The organism is Pseudomonas sp. NPDC087598 (assembly GCF_044743525.1).
In the GTDB taxonomy this organism is placed as follows: domain Bacteria; phylum Pseudomonadota; class Gammaproteobacteria; order Pseudomonadales; family Pseudomonadaceae; genus Aquipseudomonas.
On record NZ_JBIUWQ010000001.1, the window covers coordinates 133,861 to 152,237 of the forward strand.

Below are 18,377 nucleotides of genomic sequence, written 5' to 3' on the forward strand. Positions count from 1 at the left end.
AGCATGAATCCATGCCCACGGGTGCGGACTTGTGAAAGCATCACGGGAAAACGACTTCGTTTATCAGGCGGTGTATCGCTATCTGACACTGCTGATCGACGAATCGGGGGCCGGTCCGGCAGTACGCTTGCCCTCATTGCGGCAATTGGCTGATCGACTGAATGTGTCCATATCGACCGTCCAGTACGCCTATTCGCTACTGGAAAAAGAAGGTCGGGTCTATTCGATAGCAAAGTCCGGTTACTACGCGCAAGCGCAGTCTGCCCTGGAGTCGCCCCGTAGCGGCAGCGACTTGCTTGAAACCGTGTATGTCAACGCCAGGCGCCCCGGCATGTGTGTATTGAGCGCCGACGACCCGGCCTCACTGCAACCGTTGGACAGCCCGTTGCTGACACTTGAACGCGAACTGCTGCGCCAATATCCGCGCCAGCCGCAACTACTGGCGCAGCCTTGCGGCGAGCTGGAACTGCGTACGGTACTGGCCGCGCGTTATACCTCGTCAACGGTGAATTGCTGGCATGCCGATGACGTCTATATCGGTGCGGATCTGCGCGGGGTGTTGGAAATATTGATCTCGGTGCTTGAGCTGCGACGGGCCACCGTGGTGGTCGAATCTCCGTGTGACTGGGTGATCCTGCGTTTGCTGGACGCTGCCGAAGTGCGTGTTATCGAGCTGCCGCTGTTGGCGGGGGGCGTGATTGATCCCCAGCGTCTGGAGTCATTGCTCAAGAGTGAGCCGGTGCGCTTGATCCTGTTGTCTTCGGCGCTGAGCATGCCTCAGGGCAGCCCGCTGTCGCGGGCCAATCGACAGGCGATCGCGCATCTGCTCGGATGCCATGGCACCTGGGTGCTGGAAAACGACTGCTATAGCGAACTCGATGAAGGCAACGAATCCCATCGCTTGCGCGACTGGCTTGATCCTGATCGTTTGCTGGTGTTTTCCACGTTCGAGAAGTTCGTCGGTACGGAGGCGCCTTTCGGTTTTGTGCTGTCGCACCATTGGCGGAGTGAGTTGCAACGGCATTTCCTGCTGCGCGCGTTCCGCTTGTCGCCGATCCGCCAGAAGGCAATTGCCAGGCTGCTGGGCGGCGGTCGGCTGGATCAGCACTTGTCCGTGCTACGCCGAATGCTCAAGGAGCGGCGCACGCAATTGATCCAGTTATTGCGCGAGCGGCTGGGCGATGCGTTGGCGATTGACGAGTCACAGGGCGGGGCGACTGTCTGGGTGCGCTCGTTGCGACCGGTGAACATGGGCAACGTGTTTCAGCGTCTGCTCCAGCAGCAAATCGTGATTGCGCCTGGGGAGTTGTTCAGTCTGCAGGGCCTGCATGAGCACCATCTGCGACTGAGCTCGCTGACCCATGGTGAGCACGATCTGGCGGATGTCGTCGGGTTGTTGGGCGATGCATTGCGCCTGGCGCCCGATGACTAACGTTAAAAAACATCGGGAGTGTTCCGGATAGATCCCATCGCACTGCGGTCAAACTGCCAGTAAACTGCGCTCTATTCCTGAACCACTCTATTTCAGAGGTTTTGCATGACTCTCAGTCCTTTTGCGGGCAAACCGGCACCGGCAGAATTGTTGGTCGATATCCCGCGACTGGTAACGGCTTATTACACCGGCCAGCCTGACGCTTCCATTTCCACGCAGCGCGTGGCGTTCGGCACTTCCGGTCATCGCGGCAGTTCCTTCGACTTGAGTTTCAATGAGTGGCACGTTCTGGCGATCAGCCAGGCGATCTGCCTGTACCGTGAAGCCCAGGGAATTACCGGCCCGTTGTTCGTTGGCATCGACACTCATGCGCTGTCGACACCGGCCGGAGCCAGTGCTCTGGAAGTCCTCGCGGCCAACGGTGTGACCGTGATGATCGCCGAAGGTGATGAATACACGCCGACTCCTGCCATTTCCCATGCCATTCTCTGCTACAACCGTGGCCGTACTTCGGGCCTGGCCGATGGCATCGTCATCACGCCGTCGCACAACCCGCCACAAAGTGGTGGCTACAAATACAACCCGACCAATGGCGGCCCGGCCGACACCCACATCACCAAGTGGATCGAAGCCAAGGCCAACGAACTGCTGGCCAACAAACTGGCCGGTGTGAAACGCATCAGCTATGAACAGGCGCTCAAGGCCAGCACCACTCATCGCCACGACTACGTTAATACCTACGTTGCCGATCTGATCAACGTGATCGATTTCGATGCCATTCGTGATGCCAAACTGCATCTGGGTGTCGACCCGTTGGGCGGAGCAGGGGTGCGTTACTGGTCGGCCATCGCCGAGCACTATCGTCTGGACCTGGACGTGGTGAACAAGGAAGTCGATTCGACTTTCCGTTTCATGACCGTTGATTGGGATGGTCAGATTCGCATGGACCCATCGTCCAGCCATGCAATGCAAGGTTTGATCGGCCTGAGAGAGCGTTTCGACGTCGCGTTTGCCTGCGACCCGGATCATGATCGCCACGGCATCGTCACGCCCTCCGGTGGTTTGCTCGCGCCGAACAACTATCTGGCCGTCTCTATCGACTACCTGTTCCAGAACCGCCCGCAGTGGCGTGCCGATGCAGCCGTGGGTAAAACCGTGGTCAGCAGTGGCTTGATCGACCGCGTTGCCAAGCGTCTGGGTCGTCGCCTGTATGAAGTGCCGGTCGGTTTCAAATGGTTTGCTGACGGTCTGTTCGACGGCTCGTTGGGTTTCGGTGGCGAGGAAAGCGCTGGTGCATCGTTCCTGCGCAAGGATGGCGGTGTATGGAGCACCGACAAGGACGGTTTGATCCCGGCATTGCTCGCGGCTGAAATGACTGCGCGCACCGGTCGTGATCCGAGCCAGGCTTATCGCGCACTGACTGATGAACTGGGCGAGCCGTTCTCGGTACGCGTTGACGCCAAGGCCAACCCGGAACAGAAAGCGCTGCTGAGCAAGCTGTCGCCGGCACAAGTCACCTCGACCGAACTGGCGGGCGAGAAAATTCAGAGCATTCTCAGCCACGCGCCAGGCAATGACCAAGCGATTGGCGGTCTGAAAGTGATGACCGAGAACGGCTGGTTTGCAGCACGCCCTTCGGGCACCGAAGACATTTACAAGATCTACGCCGAAAGCTTCATCAGCGATGATCACCTCAAGCAACTGGTGGCCGAAGCGCAGACTCTGGTGGATGGTGCTATCGCCAGCAAATGATGTTCAGCGAATACGCGCCATAAAAAAGGGGCAACCATTGCGGTTGCCCCTTTTTTTGCCTGCCATTGATGCAATCAGGCGAGGTCCACCAAGACAATCTCACTGTCTTCAATCGCGGTGACCGTCAGCACCTGCTCATGTGCAATCGCCACACCGTCTCGAGCTTGTGCACGCAGCCCGTTGACTTCAATCACACCTGTGGCCGGCACCAGATACGCACGACGGCCCGCATCCAGATGATATTCGGCGGTTTCTCCAGCCTTGATATTCGCCGCAACCAAGCGTGCATCGGCGCGAATGCGCAGGCTCTGGTCGTCGCCGTCCTTGCCGCTGGCGAGGGTCACAAAACCTTCGCGCTGACCTTTCGGAAACGGTTTCGCACCCCACGATGGCGGGGCACCGGTTTCGGTCGGCAGAATCCAGATCTGGAAAATCTTCGCGTCCTGCGCTTCCAGGTTGTATTCGCTGTGAGCAATGCCGGTGCCGGCGCTCATCACTTGTACGTCGCCGGCTTCAGTGCGGCCCTTGTTGCCGAGGTTGTCCTGGTGGGTAATCGCACCTTCACGCACATACGTGATGATTTCCATGTCGCGATGCGGGTGTTGCGGGAAACCGGTACCGGCAGCAATCACATCATCATTCCAAACCCGCAGGTTGCCCCAGTTCATGCGTTGCGGATCGTAGTACTCGGCGAACGAAAAATGGTGATGGGCATCCAACCAGCCATGATGGGCGCCGCCCAGCGAGCTGAAAGGTCTGAGTTCAAGCATGATCGTCTCCTGAAAAGGCTCGTCGCGGGATGCGATGGCCGCATCTGGCGCAAGTCCGGTGGTGTATGACGGCGATCATCTATCAGGCGATCATCGATAAAAAGCGTAAAAACTGCGGTATCGGTATCGAATAACTTGATTGGATTTCACGTCGAAACGATCTCATCCCACCTTCAATTCATCGCCTAAACCAATGACCTGTAAGCATTTCGCTAGAACTCGACGGTAAATACAGACACCATAGCCCTCAACAGCCTTACACACTGGAGCCCGTCAGCGTGGCGCAACACACCCCCGATCTTCCTCCCGAACTTCGTCCATTGGCCGAGATGCCATGGTTCAAGCGCCTGGCCGCACGCTTCTTCGGCCACGGTTTGACTCGCTTGCGCGCTCAGCATCGCGCCTCCTGGCTGCATGGTCAGGCTGACGGTTTTCGCAGTGGGCACACGGCAGGCGTTGAGTACGGCTATAACGAGGGCAAGCTCGAAGGTCTGGAGGAAGGCCGACAGGTCTTGTTGATACGCGACAGCCGCAGCACCGAGCATCGTCCGCCGAGCATCGATAATCACTTGTTCGATGACTGGCGTCTGCCGCTGACGCCTGAACTGAAGAAACGCATCAAAACCGATGTCGCCCGTTTGCTGCCCGCGCAGGCTCAGCCGAGCGCTGCGCAGTGGAAGATGATTTTCAGCGAGACACCCTCAACCTCCGTGGTCGCCGGCGCCGGAGCGGGCAAGTCGACCACGCTGGTGTTGCGAATTCTGTTGCTGAGCCATTATCTGGGCTTTGAGCTCGATTCGATGACCGTGGTGACATTCACCCGCGAGTCGCGCAAGGATTTCATCAATAAACTGATCGAGCTGTTCGCGCTCTGGGGCCATGCGCTGAGCTTGAAACAGGCGCGGGAACTGGTGCGAACCTTTCACTCGCGCATTTTGCCAATGGTCCGCAGCCTGCCGGGCTTCGAGCGTTTGCAGGCATTCGAGAACCTCAGCCATCGCGCGCAGGGTGCTGATGAGGAGGTCGACAGTAATCCGTTCGACCTGCGCATTAATGATGCGCAACGCCAGCAGCTCAATGCCTGTTATCACCGGTTATTCACTCAGGACGAGCGCTTTCGCCAGTTGATTCAGCCAATGGCCAAAGTGGGGTTGCAGCTCAAGGAGCTGGAACGCGATCACCCGGATGTGCAAAAGCGCATGGCCGTTACCGAACTGGCGGCCAAGCGCGACGAAGAACTTTGCGATGTCATCGAAGATCAGTGGTTTCGTGCCGGTGCCTGGCCGATCAAGGGCATCGAACCGAATCGCCAGACTTTCGAGATCAATGGCGCGAAATTCCACGGTCATGGCTACATTCCCAGCCTCGATGCCTGGGTGGTGCTTGGTTTCGATCCGCGAGAAAACCCGCAACTCAACCGGCCCAATGCCAAGCTTTCCGTGCGCGCAGAGTGGGCAGTAAAGCGCACCCTGTTTCAAGCTTTCTGTCGTAAGCCATTGATCTGGATAGATAGTTACGAATCATCAAAGCGCGTTCTGACTGCTTTGGCGGGTGATGCAAGCGCTGGCCCCGGCTTCGATTACAAAGTCAAAGGCGAGCTGGCTTCAGCGCCATTGCTCGACTGTTTTGTTGCTGCGGCAGGCTTCATCGAGAACCTGGGGCTGGACGTGCCAGACGCCGTCGGCCGCATGAGTTTCGCCAAGGATGACCCGGACCGGTTTTTCTTCGAGGCATTGAGTCTGTTCTGGCGCGCACTGGAAGATCATTTGCTCGATCAGAAACCGCCGGTCATGACCTACAACCGCATGTTTGCGCTGTTCAGCGAGCATTCGCCGGAAAATCTCAAGCTGCTCAGCGATGAGCTGCTGCGACCGATGTCGCACCTGATGATCGATGAATTTCAGGATGTGTCGCCACAGATCGTCTCGTGGATTCGCGCCAGTCTCAGCGAAATCCGTAGTCGTGGGCCGGCCATGCATGTCGGCCGGGGTGCGCAGCGTTCGTCGCTGCTGTGCGTGGGCGATGACTGGCAGTCGATTTACGGCTGGCGCGGCAGTTCGCCGAGTTACTTCATGGAGTTCACCAAGGAATTCCCGTCGCCGAGCACCACTCGGGTCATGCTCAGCGACAACTACCGCAGTCATCAACACATCATCGACGCGGCCGAGCACATCGTGCGGGCAGCGCCGGCGATCCCGGGGAAGAAGGCCAAGGCCTGCGGCGACCCGAAGCCGTTACAGCCCGTCAATGTGCTGGAGCGCGACGACCAGGCCTTGGGGCTACGGCTCGCCGAACACTATCGGCAAGGCCATTCAATCTTGATGCTTTATCGAAAAAGCAGCGATAAGTCATTGATTGAGGAGCATATTCAGTCGGTAGTTAATGTTGATTCGAGCTTGCCGTACGAAGCCAGGCGCATCAAACAACTGACCTATCACAGCGCCAAGGGCTTGCAGGCTGACGCGGTGTTTCTTCTTGGTGACTGTCAGCATCTGACCAGTTCACCGTACAAGAATCAGGTCTACCGCATGGCCGGGTTGGGTAAAAGTGGCGACAGCGAGCCGTATGACAGCGCGCAGAAGGACGAAATTTTGCGCCTCGCTTACGTCGGCATCACTCGTGCAGTCAGCCACTGTTACTGGTACGTCGAGCCGCAGGAGGTTCAGGCGGTGAACATGCCCCGTGCGTCTGATCGGGTGACAAAGGGCAAGCCGTTCTTCGCCGATCACCGGCCCGAAAAGAAAATGGCATGAGCCACAAAAAAAAGCCCGCATCGCTGCGGGCTTTTTTGTTGTAAATCAAAAGGTTATGCGTAACTCCTGAGAGACTCTGGAGGAATGAATGCTTCCAGCTCATCCTCCACAGCCTCGATAATTCGCTCGACGTCCGCCGCATTCATCACCGTGGCGCACGGGATGCCGGCGATGGCGATCATGGTTTCGCCGCTGGCGCGATCAAACAGGCGGGCGATCATGCTGCCCGGTGCGTCCATCGTCGCTTCGAAACCCATGGGATGAAAATGCCAGCGCATCAGTTGGCATGCATTGGGGAACGTGACTTTGCTTGACCCTTTATTCATGTGTTGCCCGCCTTCTTCATCGAGCGCTTCCTTTTGCTCACGTTAGGTGGGAAGAGCCTTCATTGGCTCAACCAGTGACTGCCATTAAAAGTAGCATCTGGATGTGAAATTCCTGTGAGATTTTTCAGTTCGTTTTGCGATTGCTTCGCATTTTTTGATGTAAGTCACGGCCTACGTCTTTGTCGCCAAAGTGCCACTATGGATTAGTGATTGCTGCCCGTGGCGAACTTGGGCAAGCTCGATTCTTTTGCGCCGAGCCCTTTATGCACGCCGACGATGACGGCCCAGAACAGACTCAGGCCACGGCCGCCACGGTCATGCGCTACCACTTGAGCTGGAAACACCGTGACCTCGACAGCGTCATGGCGCTGTATCACCCGGACATTCAGTACAACGATTTCTTTCAGAACCGCGTGCTGGGTCTCGACGAGTTGCGCGAGTACGTGCGGGTCAGCATGCCCAGGGAATCCGACGAAGCGCTTGAGCATTGCGACCGGATTCGCGTGGATGGCAATACCGCGTTCATTCAATACGAAGTGACGCTGCGCGGTGGTGACGGGCTGGTGTCGTTCCGTTCCAGCGAGGCGATCACCGTCAAGGACGGGCTGATCTGGCGAGTCAACGAATACGCCTCGCTGGTGCGCGCGCAAAGTGGCGACAACGAGAAAGCCAGTCAGCGCCCGGCAGTCAGTCGTTTGGGGCTGTCACCCCGTCAATTGAGCTTTATGGCCGACGATCTGCAGCAATATTTCGAACGGCAGCAACCGTATCTCGATCCCGAGCTCGATCTGCAACGGGTGGCGAAGGAGTGCGGGTACAGCCGCAATCAGATTTCCTACCTGCTTAATCAAGTGCTGGGGCAAAGCTTCTATCGCTACGTCAATCAGGCGCGCCTGCAGCATTTGCTCAAGTCCCTCGATGCGGCCACGCCGCCTGTGCGCATCGATGAGTTGGCCTTCGCGGCCGGTTTCAACTCGCTGTCGGCGTTTTACAGCTGTTTTCGTCAGCACACCGGGCAGTCGCCGAAGGCTTACGCCAAACAAATTTCTTTGCGGACACGCGCGCAAGACATCCCCTGAGCTGGCGCACTAGGATCGACGCCATCGAAGGTTTTCAGTGGCGGAGTCTTGCATGCCAGCATGGCGCACTATCAGTTTATGGATGGATCAACTCGACGAGCCGCTGACCGCGCGGCCCGAGCTTGAGCGGGATCTGGACGTCGATGTGGCGATTATCGGCGCTGGTTACACCGGGCTGTGGACGGCGTACTACCTGAAGAAACTTGCCCCGGGCCTGGACATCGCCATCATCGAGGCGCAAACCGCCGGGTTCGGCGCCTCCGGTCGTAACGGCGGTTGGCTGATGGGTAATCTGCTCGGCGAGGACCGTTTGCTCGCCGGTTTGTCTCCAGAACAGCGCCGCGCTTCGTTTGACCTGCTGCACAGCATCCCCGATGAAGTGGAAGTCGTCCTCGAGCGCGAAGGCATTGCCTGTGACTACCGCAAGGGTGGGGTCTTGTACTGCGCGGCGCGTTACCCGGAGCAGGAAGCCAGTCTTCGCCGCTACCTGGCGGAGTTGCACGCCCAAGGACTGACCGACGACGATTACCGCTGGCTCAGCCCCGAGCAACTGGCGCAGCAGATCCGTGTTGCCAAGCCATACGGCGGCATTTATGCGCCGCACGTGGCGACCATTCACCCGGCCAAACTGGTGCGTGGTCTGGCGCGCACCGTGCAGGGCATGGGTGTGAAGATCTACGAAAACAGCCCGGTCACCCACTGGCAGTCGGGTAGCTTGCGCACGGCCAAGGCCAGTGTGCGCAGTCGCTGGATCGTCCCGGCCGTGGAAGGTTATTCGGTGACATTGCCGCCATTGGGCCGCTATCAGTTGCCGGTACAAAGCCTGATCGTCGCCACCGAGCCATTGTCCGCCGCCACTTGGGACGAGATCGGCCTCAGTCGCGGCCAGGCTTTCAGTGAATTCAGCCGCCAGGTCACCTACGGCCAGCGCAGCGCCGACAACCGTTTGATCTTCGGTGCACGTGGCGGTTATCAGTTTGCCGGCAAGCTGCGCCACAACTTCGACCTGACCCGCGATGAGGTCGAGCTACGCCGTTATCTGTTCGGCGAACTGTTCCCGCAACTGAAAAACGTGCAAATCACTCACGCCTGGGGCGGCAATCTCGGCATGTCCCGGCACTTCAAGCCGCACATGCTCTGCGACCGTGCCAACGGCATCGCGTTGTCCGGCGGTTATGGCGGGGAGGGGGTCGGTGCCAGCAACCTCGGCGGCCGCACCCTGGCGGATCTGATTCTTGAGCGCGACAGCGAATTGGTTAACCAGCCATGGGTGCTGCCCGACGGTGGCATTCACGCACTGCGCGCCTGGGAGCCGGAGCCGTGCCGCTGGCTCGGTTACAACGCGATCATCAAAAGCTTCGTCCATGAAGACCAGACCCTGGCTAATCCGGCGACAGCGCCATGGCGGCGCAAGCTCGCCAGCCAGGTGGCCGGTTTCATGGAAGGTTTCATGCACTGAACGTTGTTTATTTCAAAGACAGGTAACGCCATGAGCATCACCCAGTTCAAAAACACCGCGACGCTGACACTCGACGAATCCAACCCGGTTGCCGTGCCCCTCGGCGAACCCGTCGCCATTGCCTCGACCACCAGTGTCGAGCGCGACGACGGCGTGGAAACCGGCGTCTGGGAATGCACGCCCGGTCGTTGGCGCCGGCAGATCACCGCTCAGGAGTTTTGCCATTTCATCTCCGGGCGCTGCACGTTCACCCCGGACGACGGCGGTGAAACCCTGCACATACAAGGTGGCGACGCACTGATGTTGCCGGCCAACACCCTCGGTATCTGGGATATCCACGAGACCGTGCGCAAGACCTACGTACTGATTTTCTGATTTTTGATCCTTTGATTGCCTGCCAACAACAATAGCCTCTACAGGAATCGACCCATGATCCAGAAAACCCTCGCTTTGGCGCCGCTGTTGCTGGCTGCCTCCATCAGTCATGCCGCCGAGACGGTCAAGGTCTACAACTGGTCCAGTTACATTGCCCCGGACACCACCAAGAACTTTCAGAAAGAGACCGGCATCGGCGTCACCTATGACGTCTACGACAGCAACGAAACCCTTGACGGCAAGTTGATGACCGGCAACTCCGGTTACGACGTGGTGTTCCCGTCCAACCATTTCATGGCCCGGCAGATTCAAGGCGGGGCGCTGAAAAAACTCGACAAGAGTCAGTTGCCGAACTGGAAGAATCTCAACCCGGTGTTGCTCAAGGCTCTGCAAACCAATGACCCGGGCAACGAGCACGGCTTCCCGTACCTGTGGGGCAGCACCGGCATCGGCTACAACGTCGCCAAGATCAAAGCGGTACTGGGCGACGACGCACCGGTGGATTCCTGGGATCTGATCTTCAAACCCGAATACATGGAAAAACTGCAGAAGTGCGGCGTGGCAATCCTCGACAACGGCCCGGAATTGCTCCCGGCGGCGCTCAACTATCTGGGCCTGCCGCACCACAGCAAGAATCCCGAGGACTACAAGAAGGCCGAAGCGCTGCTGATGAAAGTTCGGCCGTACGTCAGCTACTTCCATTCCTCGAAGTACACCAGTGATCTGGCCAACGGCGATATCTGCGTAGCCGTGGGTTTCTCCGGCGACATCCTGCAAGCCGAGAGCCGCGCCAAAGAAGCGAAGAACGGCATCGAAATCGGTTATGCGATTCCCAAGGAAGGTGCGGCGATCTGGTTCGACATGGTTGCCATGCCTAACGACGCACCAGACGAGAAGGCCGGCTACGCATTCATGAACTACCTGCTGCGCCCCGACGTGATGGCCGACATCAGCAACTCGGTGCACTACGCCAACGGCAACGAACAGGCCGACAGCCTGATCGACCCGGCGATCAAGAACGACACCAAGGTTTACCCGAGCCCGGAGATGATGGGCAAGTTGTTCGCGCTGGAGGCGATGCCGCTGAATATTGACCGGATTCGCACGCGCGTATGGAACAAGATCCGCACTGGAAGCTGATTTGTATGTAATTCCCTGTGGGAGCGAGCCTGCTCGCGAAGGCGTCTTTTCAGTTAACTTGATGTTGATTGACACGGCGCTTTCGCGAGCAGGCTCGCTCCCACATTTGTTCTCGGTGACAGGTTAATGGCTGATATCAATTCAATGTCATCGCACTAATAAAGTGCAGAAAAGTGAGACGCATCTAACAAAAAACAACTTACCGATATTTAATAATTAAATAGAAAATCGTCAGACAATTAGGCGAGAAATCGCCATCTAAAACATTCTTTCGACCCCGCATGCTTTGTTTACGGGAGTTTCCCGGAACAGTTCAATTTGATCTAAAAAAAATGCTTTACGTCAGATTTCAAATTGTGTCAGGTTTCTGATGCCTTCATTGGGCGAGTGATAGGACAATCTCGCCAGGGGTTGTCGCTATCGGACAAAAACTGTTCCATTGCTAAACAAGGAAGTGTGTTTATGTCGAAAGTTAAAGCTAATGCTATTGATACCGCCGAACAGGCTTTTCTGCTGTCGGCGGCGCAACCTCTGGCTGCAACCAGCTCTGCCTGGAACCAGATCAATAGCTTCAGCCACCAGTACGATCGTGGCGGCAACCTCACGGTCAATGGCAAACCTTCTTACTCCGTCGATCAAGCCGCAACCCAGTTGCTGCGCGACGGCGCTGCCTACCAGGACAAGGACGGCAGCGGCAAGATTGAACTCACCTATACGTTCCTGACTTCGGCATCGTCGAGCACGATGAACAAGCACGGGATCACCGGGTTCAGCCAGTTCAATGCGCAACAACAAGCCCAGGCCAAGCTCGCCATGCAATCCTGGGCCGATGTGGCCAACGTGACCTTCACCGAGAAGGCTACGGGTGGTGACGCGCATATGACCTTCGCCAACTACAGCGGCGGCGTCGACGGTGCAGCGGCATTCGCTTATCTGCCAGGGACTGGCGCCGGTTATGACGGCACCTCGTGGTACCTGACCAACAGCAGCTATACGCCGAACAAGACGCCGGATCTGAACAACTACGGTCGTCAGACCCTGACTCACGAAATCGGCCACACCCTGGGCCTTGCTCACCCTGGCGACTACAACGCCGGTAATGGCAACCCGACCTACAATGACGCGACCTACGGCCAAGACACCCGCGGCTACAGCGTCATGAGCTACTGGAGCGAAAGCAATACCAGCCAGAACTTCAGCAAGGGCGGTGTGGAAGCGTATTCCTCCGGCCCGCTGATGGACGATATCGCAGCCATCCAGAAACTTTACGGTGCCAACACCACCACCCGTACCGGTGACACCACCTACGGTTTCAACTCCAACACCGGTCGTGATTTCCTCAGCGCTTCGTCGTCGAGTGACAAAGTGGTGTTCTCGGTGTGGGATGCGGGCGGCAAGGACACTCTGGACTTCTCGGGTTTCACCCAGAACCAGAAGATCAACCTCAATGACGCCTCGTTCTCCGACGTTGGCGGCCTGGTGGGCAACGTGTCCATCGCCAAGGGCGCGATCATCGAGAACGCTATCGGCGGTTCGGGCAACGACCTGCTGATCGGCAACAGCGTGGCCAACGAACTGAAGGGCGGTGCCGGCAACGACATCCTCTACGGGGCTGGCGGTGCCGACAAGCTTTGGGGCGGTGCGGGTTCGGACACCTTTGTGTTCGCAGCCAGTTCGGACTCCAAGCCGGGTGCGATCGATCAGATCCTCGATTTCGTCAGCGGTCTGGACAAAATCGATCTGACCGGCATCACCAAAGGCGCCGGCCTGCACTTCGTCAACGCCTTCACCGGTGCAGCCGGTGATGCAGTGCTGACGTCGTCGGGCGGCAATAGCCTGCTCTCGGTGGACTTCTCCGGGCATGGCGTGGCCGACTTCCAGGTCAGCACCGTTGGCCAGGCAGCGACCAGCGACATCGTGGCTTGATGTGAAACAGGAGGGCGGCGCGTGATGCGCCGCTTTCTTCGCTTGCATCGTTAGGCCCGGTGGGCAAGGCTACGCGCCGGAGTGAAATTTCCTATGAGTCGAAACGTTTTTACCTACAAGACGCTGGCGTGGCTGATGGCGACGCTGATGATGGTTACCGGAGAAGCAAGCATGGCAAGCAGCCTCAGACTCGAAGAACCCTCGGTATTTGCCGGTCAATGGCGGGCGACGCTGAACACTCGCGAAGACACCATTGAAGCGCAAAAGCTGCAGGACAAACCATCCAATACCTGCGCTGTAGAGCTGGCGCTGAACCAGACTGTCGGGAAGGGTGCCGATTGCCTTGCAGCCTGGCTCGAAGAAACGCCTATCGGCTGGTTTCCCGAACCGGACGGTATTTCCATCACCGGCAAAGACGGCTCAAGAATCCTGTTCTTCAGCCGACAGCGTGACGAGCATTACCTTGCTACTTTGAAGTCGGGCCTGGTCATTACTTTGGAGCGTTAGGCGCCATAGTCGTAATTATCAAGTAGCCGACAAGGCTTATATAAGGTAGCGCTGTGTGGTTATAAGCAGCTTTCTCGATAACAACTGCACCGCATTAAATCGCGAAAGTTGTTATGAATTTGTAAGCGCCCACAAAAAAAGCAAATTCCGGCATTGCTCGGATAACTCATTTGAAGTCTCGTCAAAGATCGACGAGAGATATTTTTCAGGAAGAATCAATGAAGATGGCGAAGGCCCCAGCCACCGCTCCCTTATTCAAGGCCTTGGCTGACTATAAAAGCATTCTGATCAGCGTCGGTTGCTTTACTGCACTGATAAACGTGCTGATGCTGGTGCCGTCGATTTATATGCTGCAAGTCTACGACCGGGTACTGTCCTCGCAGAACGAAACCACCCTGGCGATGTTGTCGCTGATGGTCGTCGGTTTCTTCGCCTTTATCGGCCTGCTGGAGGTGGTGCGCAGCTTCATCGTGATCCGGATCGGTAGCCAACTGGAGCGCCGTTTCAACCTGCGGGTCTATCAGGCAGCATTCGAACGTAACCTGTTCAAGGGCGAGGGTAACGCCGGGCAATCGCTGGGCGACTTGACCCACATTCGCCAATTCGTCACCGGTCCCGCGCTGTTCGCGTTTTTCGATGCGCCGTGGTTCCCGGTGTATCTGTTCGTGATCTATCTGTTCAACGTCTGGCTTGGCGTGCTGGCGACGGCGGGTGCGCTGTTGCTGATTGCCTTGGCCTGCCTCAACGAATACATGACCAAGAAGCCGCTGGGCGAAGCCGCCGGTTTCTCGCAGAAGTCCAGCCAGTTGGCCACCAGCCACCTGCACAACGCCGAAACCATTCAGGCGATGGGCATGCTCGGTTCGTTGCGCAAACGCTGGTTCCAGGTACATTCGCGCTTTCTTGGCCTGCAGAATCAGGCCAGTGACACTGGTGCGGTAATCAGCTCGCTGAGCAAAACCCTGCGCCTGTGCCTGCAATCGCTGGTGCTGGGGCTCGGTGCATTGCTGGTGATCAAGGGCGACATGACCGCCGGGATGATGATCGCCGGTTCGATCCTGATGGGCCGGGTGTTGAGCCCGATCGATCAGTTGATTGCCGTATGGAAACAGTGGAGCGGGGCGAAACTGGCTTACCGTCGTCTCGACGCGCTGCTGCAAGCTTTCCCGCCGAGCGATGACGCCATGGCGCTGCCGGCGCCGAAAGGCCAGATCACCTTTGAACAGGTCAGCGCCGGCCCACCGGGGCAACGCGCGGCAACCTTGCACATGGTCAATTTCAACCTGGGCGCCGGTGAAGTGCTGGGCGTACTCGGTGCTTCCGGTTCCGGCAAGTCGACGCTGGCTCGCGTGTTGGTCGGCGTGTGGCCAACCCTTGGCGGCACCGTGCGTCTGGATGGCGCCGATATTCATCGCTGGAATCGCGATCAGCTCGGCCCGTACATTGGCTACCTGCCGCAAGACATCGAGCTGTTCAGCGGCAGCATCGCCGAGAACATCGCGCGTTTCAGCGAGGCCGATCCGCAGAAAGTCGTTGCCGCCGCGCAACAGGCCGGCGTCCACGAAATGATCCTGCGCCTGCCGCAAGGTTACGACACGCAATTGGGCGAGGACGGCAGCGGCTTGTCCGGTGGCCAGAAGCAGCGCGTGGCACTGGCCCGCGCCATGTACGGCACGCCAAGTCTGGTGGTGCTGGATGAACCCAACTCCAACCTCGACACCGTCGGCGAAGCGGCATTGGCCAGCGCCATCGCGCAGCTCAAGGCCCAGGGCACCACGGTGGTGCTGGTGACGCACCGTTCTTCGGTGCTGGCCCAGGCGGATAAATTGCTGGTGCTCAACGACGGTCGTCTGCAAGCCTTCGGCGCCAGTCAGGACGTGCTCAAGGCGCTGTCCGGCGCCGCCAATGAGCAGCAACGCGAGAAACCTGCGCAAGCACCGGGTGGGCTCAGCATGAGCCGGCAGTACCAGCCCACGACAAGGAATTCGGGTGTATGACCAGCGCAAGCATGAACACTGAAAACGAAGCGAGCATGGAACACGCGTACGTCACCGAACGCCCAGAGCGCGATGCGAAATTTTTCGCCCGCATGGGCTGGATTCTGGCGATTGTCGGCGCCGGCAGTTTCTTCACCTGGGCGGCATTGGCGCCGCTCGATCAGGGCATTCCGGTGCAGGGCACCGTGGTGGTCTCGGGCAAACGTAAAGCCGTGCAGTCGATGAGCAGCGGTGTGGTCAGCCGGATTCTGGTGCGCGAAGGCGAGATCGTGAAGCAGGGCCAGCCACTGTTCCGACTCGATCAGACGCAAGTTGCCGCCGATGTGCAGTCGCTGCAAGCGCAGTACCGCATGGCGTGGGCGAGCCTGGCGCGCTGGCAGGCCGAGCGCGACAACCTCAAGCAAGTGACCTTTCCCGCCGAGTTGAGCAATGACCCGGACCCGCGTCTGGCGCTGGTGCTGGAAGGTCAGCGGCAGTTGTTCAGTAGCCGCCGCGAAGCGTATTACCGCGAGCAGGCCGGGTTGCGCGCCAGCATCGAAGGCGCCACCGCGCAACTGGCCGGCATGCGCCGTGCACGCACCGACCTCAATGCTCAGGCGGACTCGTTGCAACAACAGTTGAGCAACCTGCAACCGCTGGCCGACAACGGCTACATCCCGCGCAACCGCTTGATGGAATATCAGCGCCAACTCTCGCAAGTGCAGCAGCAACTGGCGGAAAACACCGGTGAAAGCGGTCGTGTCGAGCAGGGCATTCTTGAGTCGCGCCTGAAGCTGCAACAACACGGCGAGGAATATCAGAAGGAAGTGCGCACGCAACTGGCCGACGCGCAGTTGAAGAGCGTCACCCTGTCCGAACAACTGACCTCCGCCGGTTTCGACCTGCAACACAGCGAGATCGTCGCCACCGCTGACGGTGTGGCGGTCAACCTCGGCGTGCACACCGAAGGTGCCGTGGTCCGTCAGGGCGAAACCCTGCTGGAGATTGTTCCGCAAGGCACCACCCTGGAAGTCGAAGGGCACTTGCCGATCAATCTGATCGACAAGGTCGGTCCGCACTTGCCGGTGGACATCCTGTTTACCGCGTTCAACCAGAGCAAAACCCCGCGTGTACCGGGTGAAGTCAGCCTGATTTCCGCCGACCAGATGGTCGACGAAAAAACCGGCGTGCCGTACTACGTGTTGCGCAGCAGCGTCAGCGACCAGGCCATGGAAAAACTCAACGGTCTGGTGATCAAGCCCGGCATGCCGGCAGAAATGTTCGTGCGCACTGGCGAACGTTCACTCCTCAACTATCTGTTCAAACCGCTGCTCGACCGGGCCGGCTCTGCGTTGACCGAAGAATAAGGATGTCCGGCTGTATGAATAAGCTTTCCATGCTCGGGGCGGCATTGATGCTGCTCGCGAGTCACTCGGCAGTGGCGGCCATGGGGCCGTTCGAGATTTACGAACAGGCGTTGCGCAATGACCCGGTGTTCCTCGGGGCGATCAAGGAGCGCGACGCTGGCCTGGAAAACCGCGCCATCGGTCGCGCCGGGTTGTTGCCGCGAATCGGTTACACCTACAACAAGGGCCGCAACACCTCGAAGGCGACGTCCCTCGATGACCGCGCCCGCAATCGGACTGAAGACCGCAACTACAGCAGTTACGGCTCGGCGCTGACCCTGCAACAACCGCTGCTCGATTACGAAGCCTATGCGGCGTATCGCAAGGGTGTCGCGCAGTCGTTGTTCGCCGACGAAAACTTTCGCGGCAAGAGCCAGGAACTGCTGGTGCGGGTGCTCGACAACTACACCAAAGCCTTGTTTGCCCAGGACCAGATCGACATCGCCCAGGCGAAGAAGAAGGCCTACGAGCAGCAGTTCCAGCAGAACGAGCACATGTTCAAGCAAGGCGAGGGCACGCGCACCGATATCCTTGAAGCCGAATCGCGCTATGAGCTGGCGACGGCCGAGGAGATCGAAGCGCGCAACGAACAAGACGCGGCGCTGCGTGAATTGGGTGCGCTGGTCGGTGTGCCGGCGGTGGATATCGCTGATCTGGCGCCGCTGGCTCAGAACTTCCAGACCTTCGCACTGATGCCGGCCAATTACGACACCTGGCACGAAATGGCGATCAGCAATAACCCCAATCTGGCTTCGCAACGCCAGGCCGTGGAAGTGGCTCGTTACGAAGTCGAGCGCAACCGTGCCGGGCATCTGCCGAAGGTCAACGCCTATGCCTCGATGCGCCAGAACGAATCGGAAAGCGGCAACACCTACAACCAGCGTTACGAAACCAACACCATCGGCCTCGAAGTGAGCGTGCCGTTGTATGCCGGCGGCGGGGTGTCTGCGTCGACTCGGCAAGCCAGCCGCACCATGGAACAGGCTGAATATGAACTGGACGGCAAGACCCGCGAGACGCTGATAGAACTGCGTCGCCAGTTCAGCGCCTGCCTGTCCGGTGTCAACAAACTGCGCGCTTACCAGAAAGCGCTGACCTCGGCGGAAGCGCTGGTGGTGTCGACCAAGCAAAGCATCCTCGGCGGTGAACGGACCAACCTCGACGCGTTGAACGCCGAACAACAACTGTTCACCACCCGCCGCGATCTGGCGCAGGCGCGGTACGACTATCTGATGGCATGGACGAAATTGCATTACTACGCCGGGACCCTGAATGAACAGGATCTGGCGCGGGTGGATGAGGCCTTCGGCCAAGGCCCGAAAACCCGCTGACCAGAGGTCAGGATCAAAAGATCGCAGCCTTCGGCAGCTCCTACATGAAGCGGGACAGTGACATTTCCGGCAGCAAATAACTCCTGCAGGAGCTGCCGAAGGCTGCGATCTCTTGATCTGTCTTTTCGGATTTCAGCTAACGGCA

The 18,377-nt window shown here is 58.5% G+C and carries 14 protein-coding genes; 12 read left to right on the forward strand and 2 right to left on the reverse strand.

Features of this window, described 5'->3' with window-relative positions; all coding sequences use genetic code 11:
* Positions 1–31 precede the first annotated feature (31 nt).
* Together ACIOWE_RS00595 and pgm are read left to right on the forward strand one after the other, a co-directional pair.
* Positions 32–1,432 carry a PLP-dependent aminotransferase family protein gene (locus ACIOWE_RS00595; RefSeq protein WP_401385984.1) on the forward strand — a complete coding sequence of 467 codons (1,401 nt, stop codon included), beginning with the start codon at positions 32–34 and terminating at the stop codon, positions 1,430–1,432.
* Between the two features lie 105 nt (positions 1,433–1,537).
* A complete protein-coding gene (gene pgm, locus ACIOWE_RS00600; protein ID WP_401385987.1) occupies positions 1,538–3,184 on the forward strand; it encodes a phosphoglucomutase (alpha-D-glucose-1,6-bisphosphate-dependent) in 1,647 nt (548 codons plus the stop codon).
* Positions 3,185–3,258: 74 nt separating this feature from the next.
* Here pgm and ACIOWE_RS00605 read toward each other — a convergent pair whose 3' ends face one another.
* On the reverse strand, positions 3,259–3,954 hold the full coding sequence (locus ACIOWE_RS00605; RefSeq protein WP_401385990.1) for a pirin family protein: 696 nt from the start codon (positions 3,952–3,954) through the stop codon (positions 3,259–3,261).
* Between the two features lie 278 nt (positions 3,955–4,232).
* Here ACIOWE_RS00605 and ACIOWE_RS00610 point away from each other — a divergent pair, with 278 nt between their 5' ends.
* Complete coding sequence (locus tag ACIOWE_RS00610) at positions 4,233–6,707, forward strand: UvrD-helicase domain-containing protein (protein WP_401385993.1); 2,475 nt, start codon at positions 4,233–4,235, stop codon at positions 6,705–6,707.
* A 53-nt stretch (positions 6,708–6,760) separates the two neighbouring features.
* On the opposite strand, the gene ACIOWE_RS00615 is transcribed toward ACIOWE_RS00610, so the two are convergent.
* A complete protein-coding gene (locus tag ACIOWE_RS00615) occupies positions 6,761–7,033 on the reverse strand; it encodes a DUF1652 domain-containing protein (RefSeq protein WP_034154176.1) in 273 nt (90 codons plus the stop codon).
* A 263-nt stretch (positions 7,034–7,296) separates the two neighbouring features.
* Here ACIOWE_RS00615 and ACIOWE_RS00620 point away from each other — a divergent pair, with 263 nt between their 5' ends.
* From ACIOWE_RS00620 to ACIOWE_RS00660, 9 genes are all read left to right on the forward strand, one after another.
* The gene (locus tag ACIOWE_RS00620; protein WP_201238099.1) at positions 7,297–8,112 is read left to right on the forward strand and encodes a nuclear transport factor 2 family protein; all 816 of its coding nucleotides are present in this window, start codon (positions 7,297–7,299) and stop codon (positions 8,110–8,112) included.
* A 52-nt stretch (positions 8,113–8,164) separates the two neighbouring features.
* A complete protein-coding gene (locus ACIOWE_RS00625) occupies positions 8,165–9,571 on the forward strand; it encodes an NAD(P)/FAD-dependent oxidoreductase (protein WP_401385996.1) in 1,407 nt (468 codons plus the stop codon).
* Between the two features lie 30 nt (positions 9,572–9,601).
* A complete protein-coding gene (locus ACIOWE_RS00630; protein WP_201238101.1) occupies positions 9,602–9,946 on the forward strand; it encodes a cupin domain-containing protein in 345 nt (114 codons plus the stop codon).
* Positions 9,947–10,000: 54 nt separating this feature from the next.
* Positions 10,001–11,086: a polyamine ABC transporter substrate-binding protein gene (locus tag ACIOWE_RS00635; protein WP_401385999.1), complete on the forward strand. Its 1,086-nt coding sequence runs from the start codon at positions 10,001–10,003 to the stop codon at positions 11,084–11,086.
* 462 nt (positions 11,087–11,548) lie between these two features.
* Positions 11,549–13,012, forward strand: coding sequence for a serralysin family metalloprotease (locus tag ACIOWE_RS00640; protein ID WP_401386002.1), 1,464 nt, complete (start codon positions 11,549–11,551; stop codon positions 13,010–13,012).
* Between the two features lie 93 nt (positions 13,013–13,105).
* Positions 13,106–13,519 carry an AprI/Inh family metalloprotease inhibitor gene (locus tag ACIOWE_RS00645; RefSeq protein ID WP_401386005.1) on the forward strand — a complete coding sequence of 138 codons (414 nt, stop codon included), beginning with the start codon at positions 13,106–13,108 and terminating at the stop codon, positions 13,517–13,519.
* A 218-nt stretch (positions 13,520–13,737) separates the two neighbouring features.
* Positions 13,738–15,516, forward strand: coding sequence for a type I secretion system permease/ATPase (locus tag ACIOWE_RS00650; RefSeq protein ID WP_401386008.1), 1,779 nt, complete (start codon positions 13,738–13,740; stop codon positions 15,514–15,516).
* Complete coding sequence (locus tag ACIOWE_RS00655; RefSeq protein WP_401386011.1) at positions 15,513–16,862, forward strand: HlyD family type I secretion periplasmic adaptor subunit; 1,350 nt, start codon at positions 15,513–15,515, stop codon at positions 16,860–16,862. Before ACIOWE_RS00650 ends, ACIOWE_RS00655 begins: the two co-directional genes overlap by 4 nt.
* Positions 16,863–16,864: 2 nt before the next feature.
* A complete protein-coding gene (locus ACIOWE_RS00660; RefSeq protein WP_401386014.1) occupies positions 16,865–18,232 on the forward strand; it encodes a TolC family outer membrane protein in 1,368 nt (455 codons plus the stop codon).
* Positions 18,233–18,377: the final 145 nt, after the last annotated feature.